At 72.0% G+C, this 18,562-nt stretch carries 3 protein-coding genes (1 of these 3 running past the window's edge); all 3 read right to left on the reverse strand.

What is annotated here, in order from left to right:
• Tightly spaced (each overlapping or abutting the next), the 3 genes in view from DTS01S_RS09330 to DTS01S_RS09340 form a layout consistent with a single transcriptional unit that may run on beyond the window.
• Positions 1-1,605 (reverse strand): MBL fold metallo-hydrolase, encoded by a 1,605-nt coding sequence (locus DTS01S_RS09330; protein ID WP_016445286.1) that lies wholly within the window; start codon positions 1,603-1,605, stop codon positions 1-3.
• Positions 1,598-12,232, reverse strand: a complete 10,635-nt coding sequence (locus tag DTS01S_RS09335; protein WP_061287638.1) for a non-ribosomal peptide synthetase — start codon at positions 12,230-12,232, stop codon at positions 1,598-1,600. The genes DTS01S_RS09330 and DTS01S_RS09335 overlap by 8 nt, the downstream gene beginning before the upstream one ends.
• Positions 12,229-18,562: the 3' portion of a hybrid non-ribosomal peptide synthetase/type I polyketide synthase gene (locus DTS01S_RS09340; RefSeq protein WP_061287639.1), read on the reverse strand. The gene runs 4,721 nt beyond the window's last position; only the last 6,334 of its 11,055 coding nucleotides appear in the window; its start codon lies beyond the right edge, outside the window — the gene reads right to left on this strand; its stop codon occupies positions 12,229-12,231. The genes DTS01S_RS09335 and DTS01S_RS09340 overlap by 4 nt, the downstream gene beginning before the upstream one ends.

Below are 18,562 nucleotides of genomic sequence, written 5' to 3' on the forward strand. Positions count from 1 at the left end.
TCAGCCTTCGGCTTTTCCGTAGAGGCGCTCGGCCGGGATGCCCAGATCCTCGCAGGCGGCCAGCAGGGAGCGCACGGAGCGCATGGCGGCCGACTCCGGGTCGAACTCGATGCTGGTGATGAACGACAGCCACGGCTCCAGCCCCAGTGCATAGACGAAGACCTGTTCGCACTGCAGCATGCGCAGCAGGCCCATGGCGCGGCGGTAGTCCGAGCCGTCGAGCCGGCGCGACTGGTCGCGTGCGCGGTCCAGCGGTGTCGGCAGCAGCGGACCGTACAGCCAGCTCAGGGGCGCGCCCTCGCACTCCATGCCGATGAACAGGGCCTGCAGCGAACCCACCACGGGGCGCAGGTGCTCGTACAGGCGAGGCTCCAGATTGTTGGAGTCCGCCGCGAACAGCAGGCGGCTGCCGGCGGCATCCACCAGCCAGGCGGCCTTGGTGCGAATGTCCAGATCCGCATGCTCGCCCAGGAAAGGCAGGGCGGTGACCGTCAGGTCGCCCTCGCTGAAGACCTCCAGCGGGCCGATTTCCTGCACATCGGCAAAGCCCGCCGCCTGCAGTGCGAGCTTGAGCGAGGGGTCGGCAAGACTGCCTCCCCCGCCGGCTGGCACCAGAACCCGACCGATGCGCGAGCGCAGGGCCAGCAAGGTCTCCAGCTGCACATGGTCCTGGTGGTTGTGCGTCAGCGCCACGCAGTCGATGCGCTGCGGCAGGTCGGCCAGCGTGAAGCGCGGTGTCTGGCCCGCGCTGCCACCGGCAGGCACCAGGGGATCGATCAGCACGCTGCGCCCGCCTGGCGTCTCGACCAGCACGCAGGCATGGCCGAAATACCGCCAGCGCGCGCTCCCCACCGGCGCCGTGCACGCCAGGTCCCCACCGCGCCGGGCCGGTGGCGTGCCGGTCAGCAAGGCGTGGAAGCGGTCGGCCCGCGCGCCCTCCAGCCCGAGCGACTCGGCGATGGCGTCGAAAGGGCGCGGTGCGTGCCGCAGCGCTGCCAGCATGTCGTTGGCGGGGCTGGCATACGGAATCTGCAGGGCGACCGCTCCGTCACGTTCGAGCTGCGGCGTGCCCAGGGCAAAGGGCCGCACATCGCCGCCGCGCATCACCAGCGTGCTCTGAGCCGAAGTGTCATACAGCGGGCTGCGGTAGAGCAGCGCCTCGATCAGGCGCAGGTCCGGTGCGCCGGTCAGCGAGTACACGAGCTCCGCATAGCCGCGCACCGAATCGGGAAGGCGCGGATACAGCTGCGCCATCGAATGCCCGTCGGCCTGGGTCTTGAGCAACTCCCAGCACTGCCCCAGATCGGCAGCAAACGACAGCAGCCCGGCATGGCGCTGGCGCGTCTCGTCCAGCAGGGCCTGTATGTCCCCGCGGCGCTCGGCCGGCCAGTCCATGAAGGGGCCGCCGCGCATGGCGGCATTGGCCACTGCCTGGGCATGCAGCTCGGGCGCCTCCAGATAGGACTCCATGATGCGCACGTAGCGGTTGGCCAGGTACAGGGCCGCCGTGGCGGGCGAAATCAGAAAGGACCAGGCATACCAGCCCGCGAACCGTGGCACGGCCACCACGTCCTCGCGCAGATAAAGCGGTGTTGCGTCAGCCATGTGTCTCCTCAAGCCAATAGGTCAGCGGCCGGTCCTGGTCCAGCGTCTCCAGCAGGTGCGCCATGGACTCCAGCAGGGCGTCGGCCACGGCGGGAGCGACCTTGAGCGCGTCGTGCACCGCCAGCAGGCGAAAATCGTCGCCGGGCATGACTTCCAGGTTGAACGGGTGGTGCCAGGCGTCACGGATGTCCACATCGTGAAAAGCCAGGGCGGCGCTGTCGCTGCCCAGCTCGCCCAGCGGGTAGTTCTGGATGCGCAGCGCCGTGCCGAACAGGTCATCGGCATCGGCCAGCCCGGCGGCCGATGCGATAGCCCGCGGCGCCAGCCAGGCATGACCGGACGCCTGCATGCGCCGGCGCTGCAACTGCTGGCAGGCGGCGGCAAAGCCCTGCGCCCGGTCCAGCCTCACGCGCAGCGGCGGTGTGGCCAGCATGGCGCCCACCATGGCCTCGGCACCCTCGAGTTCGGCGGGACGCAGGGCCGAGGTGACGCCAAAGGCCAGGTCGTCGCGCCCCATGTGCCGCGCCAGCACCAGCGCCCACGCCAGCAGGGCCACGCTGGGCACCGACAGGCGGTGGCGGCGGGCAAAGGCAGCCACGCTGGCGCCCGTCCCGGCTGCCAGCACCCGGTGCACCTGGCGGGAACGTCCGCTGGCCACGGCTGCCTCGGCAGCAGGCCAGCGCGAGGGCGCCAGGCCCGCCAGTTCATTCTTCCAGAAGGCCTGCGCGCTGCCCGCATCCTGCGCATCCAGCCAGTCGAGGAAGCGCCGCACGTCGGGCGCTGGAGTGTCGGGCGCCGCCGCGCCGGGCAAGCGGCCCGCATAAACGGCCTGCACATCGGCCATCAAAATCGGCATCGACCAGCCATCGACCAGCAGGTGATGGTAGGTCCAGCAAAAGCGCCAGCCGCCGTCCGGCATGCGGGCGAGCGCAAAGCGCATCAGCGGGGCGCTGGCAAGATCGAAGCCGCGCGCCTGCTCGATCTCGCGCAGCGCATCGTATGCGACCTGTGCATCGGCGGGTGTCCAGGCAGACCAGTCCTCGGTGCGCCAGGGCGCGGCGGTGAGGCTGTCGTCCACATGCTGGCGCGCCGACCCGACTGCTGCGTCCACAGAGAAACAGGCGCGCAGCGCCGCATGGCGAGCCGCGGCGGCGTTCCAGGCAGCCATGAAAGCGGGCACATCCAGCGTCGCAGGCAGGCTGGCCCCCAGTTGCACCACATAGGCGGACGATCCCGGGCAGGCCAGGGCGTGGGACAGCATGGCGTCCTGTTGCGGCCCCAGGCCATGCGAGGGCAAGGCTGGCGCGCGCAAGGACGGGCTGGCCTGTGCGCCGCCTGCCTGTACAGGACCGGCTTGCCGCGCACTGGCCGCCGCGTGCACCAGCCAGGCCTGCATGTCGGCGGCCAGCGCCGCAATCCAGCCTTCCTCCAGGTCCCGGGGATCGTAGGTGAGATCCAGCGCCAGCCGCCCGTCCGCCACCATGGCATTGACTTCCAGCGGGAAGGCACGCGGCGTGCTCGCCGCGAAGCCCGGGCCGTCGCGCTCCGGCGCCGGGCGCAGGCCCTCGCCTTCGGGCCATGCCGTATCCCATTGCCCCAGGTAGTTGAAGGCGATGCCGGGCGGGGCCTGCGCGGCCAGGGCCTGGCGCACGGCCGGCTCGGGCGAAAGCTGGCTGAGCACGCCGTAGCCGAAGCCGCGCCGCGGCATGGCGCGCAGCGCCTCGCGCACGGCCGCAAGAGCAGACAGCGCGGACGGGCCCGCAGCGCCGTCCACAGGCGGGGCATCGGGCAACGACCGTGGCAGGGGCAGTGCCAGGGGTGCCAGCGCCGTGAACCACCCCACGGTGGAGCCCACCTCCAGGCCTTCAAGCACCACATCGCGGCCATGCGACTCCAGCGCCACGCCGATGCAGCGGCCCTGGACGCGACCGGCCAGGGCCGAGGCCAGCGCCGCCAGCAGCAGCTCCTGCATGGAGGCACCATGGACCCGTGGCGCCTCGCGCAGCAAGGCGCCAGTCTCGTCCACGGACAACTGCACGCCGAGGGTGACGGCTTCGCCCACCGTGGAGGCCGCCCCGGCGCCACGCGCCAGCGGCAGGCAGGCGTCGCCTGACTGGGCCAGCCAGTACGGCAGCTCGGCACGCGCCGACTGCGATGCCGCATGGCGCGACACGGCTGCCGCCCAATGGCTGAAGGACGCGCCGGGCGGCCTGGCAATGCGGCCAAGGCGGCAGGCCTCGGCCAGATCGTCCAGCAGTACGCGCCAGGACACGGCGTCGATGGCCAGGTGGTGCACGACCAGGTGCAGGCGTGCCTGTGCCTCTGGCTGTGCATGAGTTGGCGCCTCCTCCTGGCCAGGGGGAAGGTACAGAGCCGCGTGCATCAGCGGGCCCGCATGCAGGTCCAGCCGCTCCTGGTTGGCCACGGCGGCGGCCTGCAGCCGCTCGCGCCAGGCGGCCGGCGTTTCGCCAGGCGGCGATGCCACCACCTGCAGCAGCGGGACCGCAGGCGGCACAAGGCCATCGGCCAGCGTCTGCACCCAGCCGCCGTCCTCCCGGCGATAGCGCAGGCGCAGCGCATCATGGCGCTGCAGCAGCAGCGCCAGCGCGGCCTGCAGCCGCCCGGGCGCCAGGTCGGCAGGCACGGTCAACAGGAAACTCTGGTTGTAGTGCTGGCGCTGCGGAGCCTCCAGCGCCAGGAACCAGCGCTGGATGGGCGTGAGCGGCACGCGGCCATCGCCTGCAACGTCCTCGGTGGCGTGGGGCTGCACCATCGGCCCTCCGTCCTGACCCAGCAGCGCCACGAGAGCAGCCACCGTCTGCGAGGCCGGGTCCATCAGTTGCGCCAGCGTGATGGCCAGCCCCTGCCGGTTGGCCCGCGCAACCACCTGGATGGCAAGAATGGAGTCCCCGCCCAGCTCGAAAAAGCTCTGGTGCGGCCCCACCTCGGCAACGCCCAGCACCTGGGCCCAGACCGCCGCCAGCCGTGCGCAGGCGTCGCCTGCAGCGGCGTCGGCGTCGGCGGCAGGCGCTGGCGACGACGGCCGGGCCGGCTGCGCCGCCAGTTGCCGGCCCAGTGCCTGGCGGTCGATCTTGCCGCTGTGGGTGAGCGGGAGCTGGTTCAGCTCCACGAAATAGGCGGGAACCATGTGCGCAGGCAGGCGGGGCGCCAGGTACGCGCGCAACGCCTCGGCGCCGACGGGGTGCGCGGCCCCCACGCAGGCCGTCAGCCGGTGGTCGGCCTCGCCGTGCGCGATGACCAGCACCGCTGCGGCCTCCACACCCGGGTGGGTGGCCAGCGCGGCCTCGATTTCGCCCAGCTCGATGCGCAGGCCGCGCAGCTTGACCTGGTGGTCGTTGCGGCCTGCAAAGTGCACGCGCCCATCGGCCAGGCGCCAGCCCCGGTCGCCCGTGCGGTACAGCCGCTCGCCGGGGTCGCCGAACGGATCCTGCACAAAGCTGGCCGCCGTCAGCCCGGGACGCCCCAGGTAGCCACGCGCCAGCCCTGCACCGCCGATGTACAGCTCCCCCGGCGCCCCCGGGGGCAGCAGGCGCATGTCCTCGTCGAGCACATGCAGCTGCATGTTCGGCAGCGGCCGTCCAATGGGCAGCCGGTCGGCGCGTTGCACGCCCTCCTGCACGCTGACAGCCACCGAAGCCTCTGTCGGACCATAGGCATTGAAAAAGCGCCGGCCCACCGACCACCGCAGCGCCAACTCCGGTGCACAGGCCTCGCCGGCCACCACCAGCAGGCGCAGCGCATCAAGCGAGGCCGCATCCAGGGTGAACAGCACCGTGGGCGGCAGCGTTGCGGCGGTGATGCCATGGCGCCGCACAAAGGCCTGCAGCTGCGGCCCGGCCCTTGCCATGTCCGGGGCAGGCACCAGCAGCGCCGCCCCATGGCGCCAGGCCATGGTCATCTCCCAGATGGAGGCGTCAAAGGACAGCGAGGCGAACTGCAGCACGCGATCGCTTCCATCCAGCGCGAACACGCGCTGCTGGGCATGGGCCAGGGCGCGCATGCCCGCCCGCGTGTTGACCACGCCCTTGGGCGTGCCCGTGGAGCCGGACGTATAGATCACATAGGCAGAGGACGAGGCCTGCGGTTGGGCAAGCACAGTGGCCTGGGCAGCCTCGTCTGGCGACAGGGTGCCGAACAACTGCTCCGGCGTGAGGCAGCGCAAACCCAGCTCTTCCGCCACGGGCAGCGCGGCATCGGCCAGCACCAGCACTGCGCCGCTGTCCTCCAGCATGAAGCGCTGGCGCTGCGCCGGCAGCGCAGGGTCGATGGGCACAAAGGCTGCGCCCGCGTGAAGGATTGCGGCAATTGCCGCCAGGCAGACGGGCGAGCGGCCCAGGCACAGGGCCACACGGGTTTCTGGCCCTGCACCCAGGGCAGACAGCGAGCAGGCCGCCTGGCGCGACAGCCTCGCCAGTTGCGCATAGTCCATGCGGCCGTGTGGCCCTTCCAGGGCCGTGGCGCCGGGCGTGTGCTGCGCCCAGTGGTCGATCCAGTCCACCAGAAAGCGCTCGTCCATGGCCTCGACAGGGCCGGTGCCGGCCTCCAGGGCATCGCGCGCCTGCTCGGGCGAGAGCTGCAGCAGCGAGCCCAGTGCCTGACCGGGCTGCGCCGCCATGGCGGCAAGCAGCGCATCGAGGTGCGACAGCAGGCGGCGCGCTGCCGCAGCCGGCACCTGCTCGCGGTCGCGGTGCAGTGCCAGGCGCCATCCGTGCGCGCCTTGCATGCAGGCCAGGGTGAGCAGGAAGTTCGTGCGCTCATGGCTGGCGACTGCGGCCAGGCACAGACCACCGGCCTGCAGCGCATCGGGCGCAGGATAGTTCTGCACCAGAACCAGGGACTGGAACAGATCGCAGCCTGGCTCCAGTTCCGAGGCCTGGCGGATTTCCGCCAGCGATGCGGCCGCATGCTGCTCGCGCTCCAGATGGTCCTGCTGCAGCGCGGACAGCCACGAGAGCAGCGGCATGCCGGCAGCCACACGCACACGTGCCGGCACCGTGGCGATCAGCATGCCGACCATTTGCTCCACGTCAGCGATGTCGGGAGAGCGCCCCGACACGGTCACACCGAACACCAGGTCGCGGCTGCCGCTGTGGCACGACAGCAGCAGCGCCCAGGCGGCCTGCAGCACGATGCCGGGCGTGGCACGCGCGGCGCGGGCCAGCGCGGCCAGGGCGCTGCTGGTGGCAGGCGGCAGCAGGCATTCGATCGGGTCCGGAGCCTCAGGCTCGACAGGCTCCCCGGCCTGGCGCAGAAAGGCCAGTGAGGTGGGCTCGTGCAGGCCCTGCAACGCCTGGCGCCAGAAGGCCTGGTCGGCCTGCACGTCGCGCCGCTGGTGCCAGCGCACGCAGTCGGCGAAATCGGGCGCGCGCGGCAGCGCTGGCGTGCCATCGCCCAGTGCCTGGCCGTACAGGCGGAAGACCTCGTCCATCACCACCGAGACCGACCACCCGTCCAGCAGCAGGTGGTGGGCGCTCCACAACAGCTCATGGCGGTCTTCTGCCGTGCGCAGCAGATGCAGGCGCATCAGGGGCGCGTGGCGCAGGTCGAAGCCCCGGGCCCGGTCCTGCGCCAGCAGTGCCGACAGGGCGGCATGCTGCGCGGCCGTATCCATGGCGCGCCAGTCGTCGTGCTGCCAGGGCAGCTCCACGTGGACATGCACATGCTGCATGGCCTCGCCATCGTCCCAGTGGAAGCTGGTACGCAGCACGCCATGGCGTGCCACCACAGCTTCCCAGGCACGGCGCAGCGCTGCCGGGTCCAGCGGACCCTGCAGGGTCAATGTCAATTGATCGAAGTAGACCTGGTCATCGGGTGCACGCAGACTGTGGTAGAGCAGGCCATGCTGCAGGGGCGTGAGCGCCAGCACGGCCACCGGAGCACGGCTGCGGGGAACGGCCTGCGGCACCTGCCCGGCCGGGGCAGCACATGCGCCACGGCCCTCGCGCGCGGCGCTGGCGATCTCGGCCAGCACGGCCTTCACCTCGTCCAGCCAGGGGGCGATGCGCTCGCGGTTCGGCTTCCCTGCCGGAAAGCTCAGTTCCCCGCGCAGCCGGCCATTCCAGAGCCCCGCATTGAGCTCGATCACATGGCTGCGCGCCAGTCCGGGGGCCTGCGCAGGGCCCGCCGCCTCATCCACCGGGGCGATGGTCTCGTCTCCGGCAGGGGCGCCGTCCATGCGGCCCAGGTAGTTCAGCAGCAGTTCCGGTTCAGGCAGCGCGGCCAGGCCGGCGCGCACGGCGCCGTCGGGCGAGCGGTAGCGCAGCAGCCCCAGCGCCAGTCCCTGCCATGCGGCGCCGCGCACCTGCGCGGCAACCTGCGCTACCACCGTCGCGGCATCGGCGGCGCCGTGAGCTGGCTCGATGCCCACGCGCTGCAGCGCCGTGAACCAACCGACGGTGCGAGACAGGTCCAGCTCCTCGAAGAGGTCGGCGCGTCCGTTGCGCTCCAGATCCACCCGCCAGGGGCCATCCACCCCCAGCCGCACGCCTGCCACAACCAGGGCGGCGAGCAAAGCCTCGTCCACGCGGGCGGCAAAGGCACGCGGCACCTCGTGGACCAGGGCCTGCGTCGTCTCCTCGTCCAGTTCGAAGGCCAGCGTCTGGGCCTGGCCCACGCAACCGGCGGGCGTCTGGCGAGGCAACACGGTCGCGCCCACCTGGCTGAACGCCTGTTGCAACGCCTGCGCCTGCGCAGCCGCCTCGGGCCCGGCGGCCAGCTCGCCCAGCCGGTGCGACCAGCGCGCATAGGAGCTGGTGGGCGCGGGCAGTCGCACGGGCTCGCCGCGCGACACCTGTGCGCAGGCCAGGGCCAGGTCTTCCAGCAGTACCGACCAGGAGTAGGCATCCACCGCCAGGTGGTGAATGGCCAGCATCAGCCGGCCCGTGCCGGGCAGCAGCACGCCACGCACCATGCGGCCGGACGCCGGGTCCATGGCGCGCTGGGCCGCGGCAAAGGCTTCGGCCCGGCGCTGCTGTGCCTCTGCCGGTGCAAGGCCCTCCAGGCAGACCACGTCCAGCACAGGCCCGGGCGCCATGGGGGCAATATCCAGCACGCCTTGCGCGTCCACCCGCAGGCGCAGCATCTCGTGGCATGCCACCACGCCCGCCAGCGCACGCTCCAGCGTTTCGGCCGGCAACTGCGGGGGCACGCGCAGCACGGCCGCCTGGTTGTAGTGAGCGGCCCCTGACCCTGCATGCTCCAGGAACCAGGCCTGGATGGGGGTCGGTGACAACGGTGCCCCGGCCTCCGCCACCGGTACCGTCGGCGCGGCCCGCGACCGCAGGGCGATCTCCCCGGCCAGGGCACGCACGGTCTGGGTGCGGAAGATGTCGCGCACCACCAGGTCCAGGCCCTGGCGGCGCGCACGCGAGACGATCTGCAGGCAGCGGATGGAGTCCACACCCAGGTCGAAGACGTTGTCGGTGACGCCCACCTGCGCAAGGTTCATCACCTCGGCAAAGAGCCGGGCCAGGGTGGCTTCCAGCGGGCTGCAAGGCTGGGCCGTGCCGTCCGCCACAGGCAGTTGCGGCGGCGACTGGAGGGCCAGCCCCGCCAGCGCGCGCCGGTCGATCTTGCCCGATGCCGTATGGGGCAGGCTCTCCAGCACGCGGCACACGGCAGGCACCATGTAGGGCGCAAGCCGCTCGGACAGCCAGCTGCGCAGCGCCGCCGCATCGGCCTGTCCCGCAACCACCGCGAGCAACACCGGCTGGCCTGCGCCATCGTGCGCCAGCACCACGGCAGCCTCGCGCACGCAGGGATGGGCCATGAGGGCGGCCTCCACCTCGGCGGGCTCGATGCGAAATCCCCGGATCTTCACCTGCGTATCGCGCCGGCCCAGGAACTCCAGCGCACCGTCGGCACGCCGCCTCGCCAGGTCGCCGCTCCAATAGGCGCGCACTCCGCCCAGTGCGGCGCAGGCGCGAAACGCGGCCTGTGTGGCCTCGTCCTGTTGCAGATACCCCTGCGCCACACCACCGCCGCCGATGACGATTTCGCCGATGGCCCCGGCAGGCAAGGCCTGCCCGGCGCTGTCCACCACGGCCAGTTGCACGCCCTGCAGCGCATGGCCCAGCGGCAGGATCTCGGAGCCCAGCGGCAGCACGTCGCGCGCGGGGTCGAAGAACGCGGCCGAAATGGTGGCCTCCGTCGGGCCATAGCCGCTGAGCAGGGCCACAGGATGGCGGCACAGCGCCTGCCACTGGCGCAAGCTGCGCACGAAAACGCGGTCGCTGCCCGTGACCACCAACCGCAGGTCGGCCGGAACAGCCGTGCCCGTTGCATGCAGCATGCCCACCCACTCGTGCCAGAACGCGGACGGCAGATTGAGCACGGTCAGCCGCGCGCCTGCCACCTGGGCCTGGAACGCCTCCAGGCTGTCAAGACTGTTCTGTGCCCGCAGCACCACGCAGGCACCGGAGGCCAGCGTGGGGAAGATCTCCTCGCCAGCCACATCGAAATCGGGTGCCGCGAACTGCAGCACGCGATCGGTCTCGCACAGGCCGAACTCACGCGCCACCGCCGCCGCATGGTGGGCCAGGTTGGCATGGCTCACGACCACGCCCTTCGGGGCGCCGGTCGATCCCGAGGTGAAGCAGACATAGGCCCGTTGCGCGGGGTCTGCGAGCCAGGGCTGCTGCGCGGCGCTGCCGGCGGGCTCTGCCACCAGGTCCGGCGCCACCAGCACCGTATGCGAAGGCCACTGCTCCGCCTCAGACGCGGTAATGACCAGGCGCACGCCGGCCGCCTCCATCATGGTCGCGCGCTGTGCCAGCGGCCTCGCCAGGCTGAGTACGGCATAGGCACAACCACAGCGCCAGGCCGCCAGCATGGCCACCGGCAGAGCCAGGCAGTTGCCCAGGCCCAGGCCGATCAGGTCGCCGGGCCTGGCACCCGCGCCGCGCAGTCGCCCGGCCAGTGCGTCGGCTTGGCACACAAGCTCGCGCAGCGAAAGTGCCGCGCCATCCGCCTGCACGGCCATGCGCTGCGGCCAGCGATCGGCAGCGCGGGCTATCAGCGCGGGTACGGATGCCGGCGCAGCGCCCTCGGCCATGGCTGGTGCAGGAGCCACGGCGCAGGCCTGCGGGGCCAGTGCCAGCCGGGACAGTGCAAGGCCGCACGCCCACTGCCCCGCCACATGCGCAAACTGCGCGCACAGCGCAGCCACGGTGGCCGGGTCGAACAGGTCGGCGTCGTACTCCATGTCGCAGGCGAAGGCTTCGCCGTCCAGACGCGCCGACAGGTTCAGGTCCAGCTCGGGCGCCGCCGCTGGCACGGGCAGCGGCCGCACGGCCAGCCCCTGCATCGCCAGCACGGCTGCACCAGCGGTCTGCTGCACGAACATGGTCTGGAACAGGGGCGCACGGTTGAGCGCCCGCTCGGGCCGCACGGCCTGCACGATGCGCTCGAACGGCAGGTCCTGGTGCTCGAATGCCTGCAGGCAGGTGCGGCGAACGCGCTGCAGCAGCTCGGCCGGTTGGGGGTCGTCGCGCAGGTCGATGCGCAGCGGCAGGGTGTCGATGAAGAAACCGACCAGTCCCTGCGTCTGCGGCGTGTCCCGGTGGGCCACCGGGCAGCCGATGACGACCTCGTCCTGGCCGGTCCAGCGCCCCAGCACGGCGGCATAGGCGGCCAGCAGCGCCATGAAGGGCGTGACGCCTGCGCGTGCTGACGCCTCCTGCAGCGCCTGGGTGCCCTCCGGCGAGATGCGAAAGTGATGGTGGGCGCCACTGGCGCCGCGCTCTGCGGGCCGGGGCCTGTCCAGCGGCATCGCCAGCTGGGTGGGTGCGCCCTGCAGTTGCGCCTGCCAGAAGGCCAGTTGCGGCGCCAGCCGCGCCTCGTCCAGCGTGGCACGCTGCCAGGCCGAGTAGTCGGGGTAGCGCAGGGGCAGCGGTTGCAGCGGCGACGGCAGGCCCCGGCAGGCCGCGTCATACAGCTGGCCGAGTTCGGCCAGCAGCAGCCCCATGGACCAGAAATCCCCGGCAATGTGGTGCAGCGACAGGGCCAGCACGTGGCGCTGCGGCTCCAGTGCAAACAGGCGCAGCCGCAAGGGGGGCGCCTGCGTCAGATCGAAGGGCTGGCGCGCCTGCTGCGCCATCAGCTCGGCCAAACCCTGGGGCGAGGCATCGTCCACGGACTCTGGCTGAAGGCGCACGGCCTTGGCAGCGCCGATGCGCAGCACCGGCTCGGCGGCCTCGTCCACGATGACGCTGCGCAGCAGCTCGTGGCGCTCCACCAGCACCGTCAGCGCCTGCTGCAGGGCCTCAAGGTCCAAAGGGCCTTCGAGCTCGAAACAGGCGGCCATGATGAAGGCGCTGCCACCGCCCTCCAGCCGGTCCAGGAACCAGAGCCGGCGCTGGTTGAAGGACAGCGGCACGCGGTCGGGGTCCACCTCTGCAGCCGCTCCTGCCGCCACCGGCGCGGGCCCGCTGCGTGACAGCAGGGCCAGCAGCTGCGGCTTGAGCGCGCGCAGCTCATCGCGCATCTGCCCGCCAATGGCGCCTGCCGGGCCGCGCACTTTCAGATCGCCGCCCTCGCATTGCACGGTCACGCCCAGCTGCGCCAGGCGGGCCAGCAGATCGCTTGCCCTGTCGCTCGCACTCTTCATAAGGTGAATTCCTCCACGGTGCCGCCCATGGGCCGGCACGCGTCAACAAAGTCCGCCAAGTCGCCCAGCACCGGATGCTCGAACACCGCCGCGATGCCCAGCTCCACGCCGAAGTGCTCACGCACATAGGCCAGCACGCGCATGGCAATCAGGGAATGGCCGCCCAGTTCGAAGAAGTGGGATTGCGCACCGATCTCGGCCACGCCCAGAACCTCGCGCCAGACGGCGGCCAGCCGTTGCCGCGTGTCCGGGCCTTCGCCGCCCTGCTCCGGGGCCTGTGCCGGCTCGCCGCTGGCGGGCAGGCCTGCGGGTGCCGCAGCCGTGTCCGTCCAGACGCTCCCGGCCAGGCGCAGCAGGGAGGGCAGGTCGCGCACGCAAACCGATACGCGGGGATGGGGCGAGGCCAGGGCTCGCCGCAGCACGGCCACGCCTTCGGCGGGCGTCAGTCCCTCGCTGGCGGCCAGCGCGGGCAGGCCCCAGCGCTGGCGGGCCATGACGGTCATGCCCACTTCGGTCCAGTCGTCCCAGTCGATGGCCTGCGTGAAGCCGCCACGGCGTGCCGTGCGCTCGGCGGCGAACAGCGCCAGGAACTCGTTGGCGGCGGCATAGCCGATCTGGCCGAACTTGCTGCCCGGCACCACCGTGCCCAGCGAGGAGAACAGCACAACGAAGTCGGGCTCGTGTCCGGCCAGGGCCGCATCCAGCGCCAGGGCGCCCTGGACCTTGGCTGCCATGGCCGTGGCGATGCTGGCGTCGTCGCGGTTGTGCACCACCCCGCCCTGGTCCGCCACCCCGGCCGCATGCAGCACGCCGTCCACGCGGCCAAACCGGCTGCGGGCCCGGGCCAGGGCATCGCCCAGCACTCTGGCGTCGGACACATCGCAGGCCAGCGCCAGCACCTGGGCACCACGCGATTGCAACTGCGCGACCAAGGATGCATCGACATGCCGGCCCAGCAGCACCAGATGCGCGCCACTGCCGGCCAGCTCGCGCGCCAGCGCCGAGCCCATGCCGCCGAACCCGCCCGTCAGCACATAGACGCCTGCAGGCCTGAAGCGCGCCTGGCCGGCCAGCGGCTCGGGCAGGCGCTGCGCCGTGAACTGCGGCACCCAGCGCCGCCCGCGCCTGAGGGCGACCACGGGCTGCGGGACCTGCGACAGCGGATCGGTGCGCAGCAACTCGGCAGCCAGGGCCTGGAGCGCCTCGCCTGCGCCCGGTCCGTCCATGTCACGGACATCGATGAGGCGGCAATCGAGGTTCGGATACTCCAGCGGCAACACCTTGACGGCGCCGAGCAGCGTTGCAGCGCCCGCGGCCAGGGCCTCGTCGCCGTCCACGTCGGCTGCGCCAGTGGTCACGATGTCCAGCCGCACCGGCCAGGGCGGCACCGCGCTGCCCAGGGCGCGCGCCAGCCCCAGGACGCCGAAGAAGCCGCGCCGCAACAGATCGTCCGGCGCACCGCCGCGTGTGGCCTCCAGGTGCACGATGCGCTGCGGCCGTGCATGCTCCGGCAAGGCATCCAGAAGACGCAGGAAATCCTGGTGATCTCCAGCACCGATCGTGAAATGGCCGGGCGCCGCCTGCGCAAACGCCTGGCCGGCGCTGACGGCAAGCACCTGCTGGCCGGCCACGCTCAGGGCCTGCGCCAGCGCGGCGCCGGCCGGCAGGTGTACGCCCACCACCATCCAGCGCAGCGACGCTGCGGCGGGTGCCGCGATGCCAGCCGCCTGTGCAGCGGGCTCGCGGCGCCAGCCCGGCACATGGAACCAGTCGGCCATGTCGGGCAGCTTCGGCGGAGCAGCCCGGACATCGCCCAGGAAAGGCGAGGCCGGTGAAACAGCGGAAAGCGAAGGGGCGGCTGGCGCATGCGACTTGCCTGCCACTTCGGCAGGCCAGTGCCGGATGCGTTCAAAGGCATATCCGGGCAGGGGAATGCGTCGGCCGGCTGCGGGCGGCAGGCGCCCCGGACGCGAGGCAGCGCCCAGGCACCACAGCCGCGCATGCAGCGCATCCAGCGCTGGCTCGGCGACGGACCCCTCGCTGCGCTGCAGCGCCGAGGGCGCCAGCGCATCTGCAGCCCATCCATTGGCGCCAGCGAGCTTGCCCAGCACCCTGCCGGGGCCGAATTCGGCCAGCACACCGATGCCCTCGGCGCGCAGGGTCTTCAGGCCGTCGGCAAAGCGCACTGGCGCACGCAGGTGGCACGCCCAATACGCCGGGTCCGTGGCCTCGGCGTCCGTGATCCAGGTACCCGTGAGATTGGACAGGAAGCGTCGCTGCGGAGGGTGCAGCACCATGCCATCGAACAAGTCGGTGAACGCGCGCTGCATGCCCTCCATCGATGCGGAGTGGAAGGCATGCGAGGTGTCCAGCCGCATGGCGGCCTGGCCCGCATCCGCCAGCGCCGCCTGCAGCCGGTCTATGGCCGGCACCGGCCCGGCGAACACGCACTGCTGCGGCGCGTTGATGGCGGCCAGGTCGATGCCGACATGGGCCGGGCTGGCCAGCAGTTCGCGCGCCTGAGCCTGTGTGAGCGGCGCGGCCAGCATGGCACCGTGCGGCAGCGCCTGCATCATACGGCCGCGCGCGGCCACCAGGGCCAGGGCGTCGTCCAGAGAGAAGACCCCGGCCAGGCAGGCTGCCACGTACTCGCCCAGGCTGTGGCCCAGCAAGGCCGCCGGCTCCAGGCCGCGGGCCAGCGCGGCGCTGGCCATGGCATAGGACACGGCGAACAGCGCGGGCTGCGCCAGCTCGGTCTGGCGCAGTGCCTGGGCATCGGCGGCCACGCCGACCGGGCCGTACAGAATGCCGCGCAGATCCTGCCCCAGGTGGGGAGCCAGCCCATCGGCACAACGATCGAAGACGCTGCGGTAGTCAGCGTCCTGCTCGTACAGCGCGCGACCCATGCCGGGATACTGGCTGCCCTGGCCAGGAAACAGCCAGGCCTGCGCAGGCCTATCGCCCTGAGACCCCTGGGACGCCTGACAGGGCACGGCGCGGCGCAGCAGCGCCGCCGCCTGGGCCGCGCCGTGCGCCACCACGGCCGCGCGCCAGGCAAAGGCGGCCCGGCCCTGGTGCAGCGTGAACGAGAGGTCGGCCAGCGATGTCTCTGGCGCCTTGTCCAGCATCCCTGCCAGGGCCAGCAGGCCGGCCTGCAGCGCGGCCGGCGTGCGCGCCGACAGTGGCAGCACCCAGGCCTGCGGCAGCGCGCCCGTGCTGGACGCCTGGGGCGCATGCGCCGCTGCCTGCTCGATCACCACATGCGCATTCGTGCCGCCGATGCCGAAGGCACTGATGCCTGCGCGGCGCGTGCCGTCATGCGTCCACGGCCGCTGCCGGGAGACCACCTCGATGGGGACGCAGGCAAAGTCCGCATGCGGATTGGGGGCCGAAAAATGCAGGCTGGCCGGGAGCACGCCATGGTGCACGGCCAGCACGGCCTTGATGAAGCCTGCAATGCCTGCAGCCGTATCGGCATGGCCGATGTTGCTCTTGACGGAGCCCAGCGCCAGGGGACGGCTGCGGGCCGCCGGGCCCTGCGCGCCCGCGCCATCGGCCGTGTTGCCGAAAACACGGCCCAGGGCCGCGATCTCCACCGGGTCGCCCAGTGCCGTGCCCGTGCCATGGGCCTCGATGTAGTCGATGTCGCCCGGAGCCAGGCGCGCCGCTGCCAGCGCGGCGGCAATCACCTCCGCCTGTCCGTCGGCGCCGGGCGCGGTATAGCCGACCTTGGCGGAGCCGTCATTGTTGACGGCGCTGCCGCGCACCACGGCGAGCACGTTGTCGCCATCGGCCAGGGCCCGGGACAGCGATTTCAGCAGCACCATGCCCACGCCGCCTCCCGGCACGGTGCCGCCTGCATCGGCCGAGAAGGGGCGGCAGCGTCCATCGGGCGACAGGATCATGCCGGGCTGGTGGACGTAGCCGTCGCGCTGCGGGAACTGGATGGACACGCCCCCGGCCAGGGCCATCTCGGCACTGCCCTCGCGGATGGCACGGCAGGCCATGTCCACCGCGACCAGGGACGAGGAGCAGGCCGTCTGCACGGCCATGGCCGGGCCCTTGAGGTTCAGGTGATAGGCGATGCGGCTGGCGGCAAAGTCCTTGTCATTGCATGACAGCGCATGGTAGGTGTCGGCGCCGGCCGGCAGTTCGCCGCCCGGATACAGCACGCGCAGATAGGTGTTGGTGCCCACGCCCAGGAAGACGCCGATGCGCCCGCCATGGGCTTCGGGCGTGTAGCCCGCATGCTCCAGCGTGTGCCAGGCGCACTCCAGTGCCACGCGGTGCTGCGGGTCGAAGGTCAGGGCATCGCGCGGACCCACGCCGAAGAAGGCCGCATCAAAGCAGTCCGCATCGCCGATGCGCCCGGCCGAGCCCACGAAGCCCGGAAGCGGCGCGTCTGGCGCGCCGCCATGGTCGATGCCCTCGCGGCCTTCGAGCAGCAGGCGCCAATAGGCATCGAGATCAGGCGCACCGGGATAGCGGCAGGCCATGCCGATGACGGCTACATCCTGTTCGCCCGCAGGCTGCGCCACCCGCTGGGCCACCGGGGCTGCGCCATCGTGCGGGGACCGGAGCGCGTCCAGATACGCAGCCTGGCTGCGGATGGTCGTGAAGCGAAACAGCTCGCTGATGGGCACGGATACACCCAGGTCCGCCCCCAGCCTGTCGTGCAGCGCCACCAGCAGCAGCGAGTGGCCACCCACGTCGAAGAAGTTGGCATCCGCATCGATGCCGGCACGGCCGAGCACCTCGCTCCACAGCGCGGCCACGCGTGCCTGCGTGGCCGCGGGCACCGGCAAGGGGGTCCGGCTGCCGCCGTCCGCCCCGCCATCGAACTGCGGTTGCGGCAACGCCCTGCTGTCGATCTTTCCATGCGCAGTCAGCGGCATCGCATCCACGCGCACCACCACGGCCGGCACCATGTGCGGGGCCAGCGTGCCGCGCAGCCGCGCGCGCAAGGCTGCCGCGTCCAGGTCCTGGCCACCGGCCACCCACGCAGCCAGGCGCTGCTGGCCCTGTGCATCGGTCCAGGGCATGGCAAAGGCCTGGGCCACGCCGGGCTGCTCCAGCAGGGCGGCCTCGATCTCGCCAGGCTCGATGCGAAAGCCGCGCAGCTTGATCTGGCGGTCCATGCGCCCGAGGAACTCCAGGGTTCCGTCTTCACGCCACCGGCCCCGGTCACCGCTGCGGTACAGGCGTGCGCCCTCCGAGCCGTCAAAAGGATCGGGGCCGAAACGTCCGTCGCCCATGCCGCTGGCGACATAGCCGGGACTGACATTCGGGCCGCCGATCCAGATCTCCCCGGCCACCCCCACGGGAACCCGCCGCCCCTTGTCGTCCACCACGTACAGGCGCGCATCGCCCAGCGGGCGGCCTATGCCCGGCGACTGGCCCGGCAGGTGGCGTGCGGCGGTGGCTGTCACGGTCGCCTCGGTCGGGCCGTAGGCCACGAAAAGGCTGCGCCCGCGCGCCCATGCATCGGCCACGGCATCGGGACAGCGTTCCCCGCCGACGACCAGGGTCTGCAGGCTCGGCAGGTCCGCCACCGGCGTGGCCACCAGCAGCGAGGCCGGGATCTGCAGGTGGGTGACGGCCATGGCCTGCAGCGTGCCGACCAGCGGGGCGCCAGGCAGGAGTTGATCGCGCGAGGCCAGGCACAGGCAGGCACCGGCCGACAGGGCGAAGGCGATATCGGACATGGCCACGTCGAAGCCGAAGGCCGCCATCTGCAGCACGCGGCTGCCGGGCCCGATGCCGAAGGCCGTGCCCGCCGCCTCGGCCAGCCGGCACAGTGAGGCATGCGTGACGCGCACGCCCTTGGGCCGGCCCGTGGAGCCCGAGGTGAAGATGATGCAGGCCAGGGCTTCGTCGCCATGGCCTGCCGGCGCAGCAATGGCGCCAGGGGCGCCTTGGTCCTGGCCCTCATCCAAGTCAACGCCTGAGCCTGGCTCGCCTGCCACGGGAAAGGACAGTGACATGGGCAGGGGCCACAGGGGCAGGCTGCAGCCCGCGACGGGCGCCTCGGCCACCACGGCCGTGGCGCAGGCATCTTCCAGCATGGCACCGATGCGCGCGCCGGGATAGGCAGGGTCCACGGGAACCACGGTGGCCCCCGCCTCCCACAAACCGGCCAGCGCCACGATGAGCGCGGGCGAGCGCTGCGCGACCAGCGCCACGCAGTCGCCCGCCCGCAGCCCCTGGCTGCGCAACCAGCGTGCATAGGCCGAGGCCTGGCGCGACAGCTGCCCATAGTCCATCGCCTGCGGCGCGCCCGCCATGCTGGCCACGGCGGGCAGGCCGGGATGCTGCGCGGCGGCGCGGCGC

This window comes from Delftia tsuruhatensis NBRC 16741, assembly GCF_001571325.1.
Classification (GTDB): domain Bacteria; phylum Pseudomonadota; class Gammaproteobacteria; order Burkholderiales; family Burkholderiaceae_C; genus Comamonas; species Comamonas tsuruhatensis.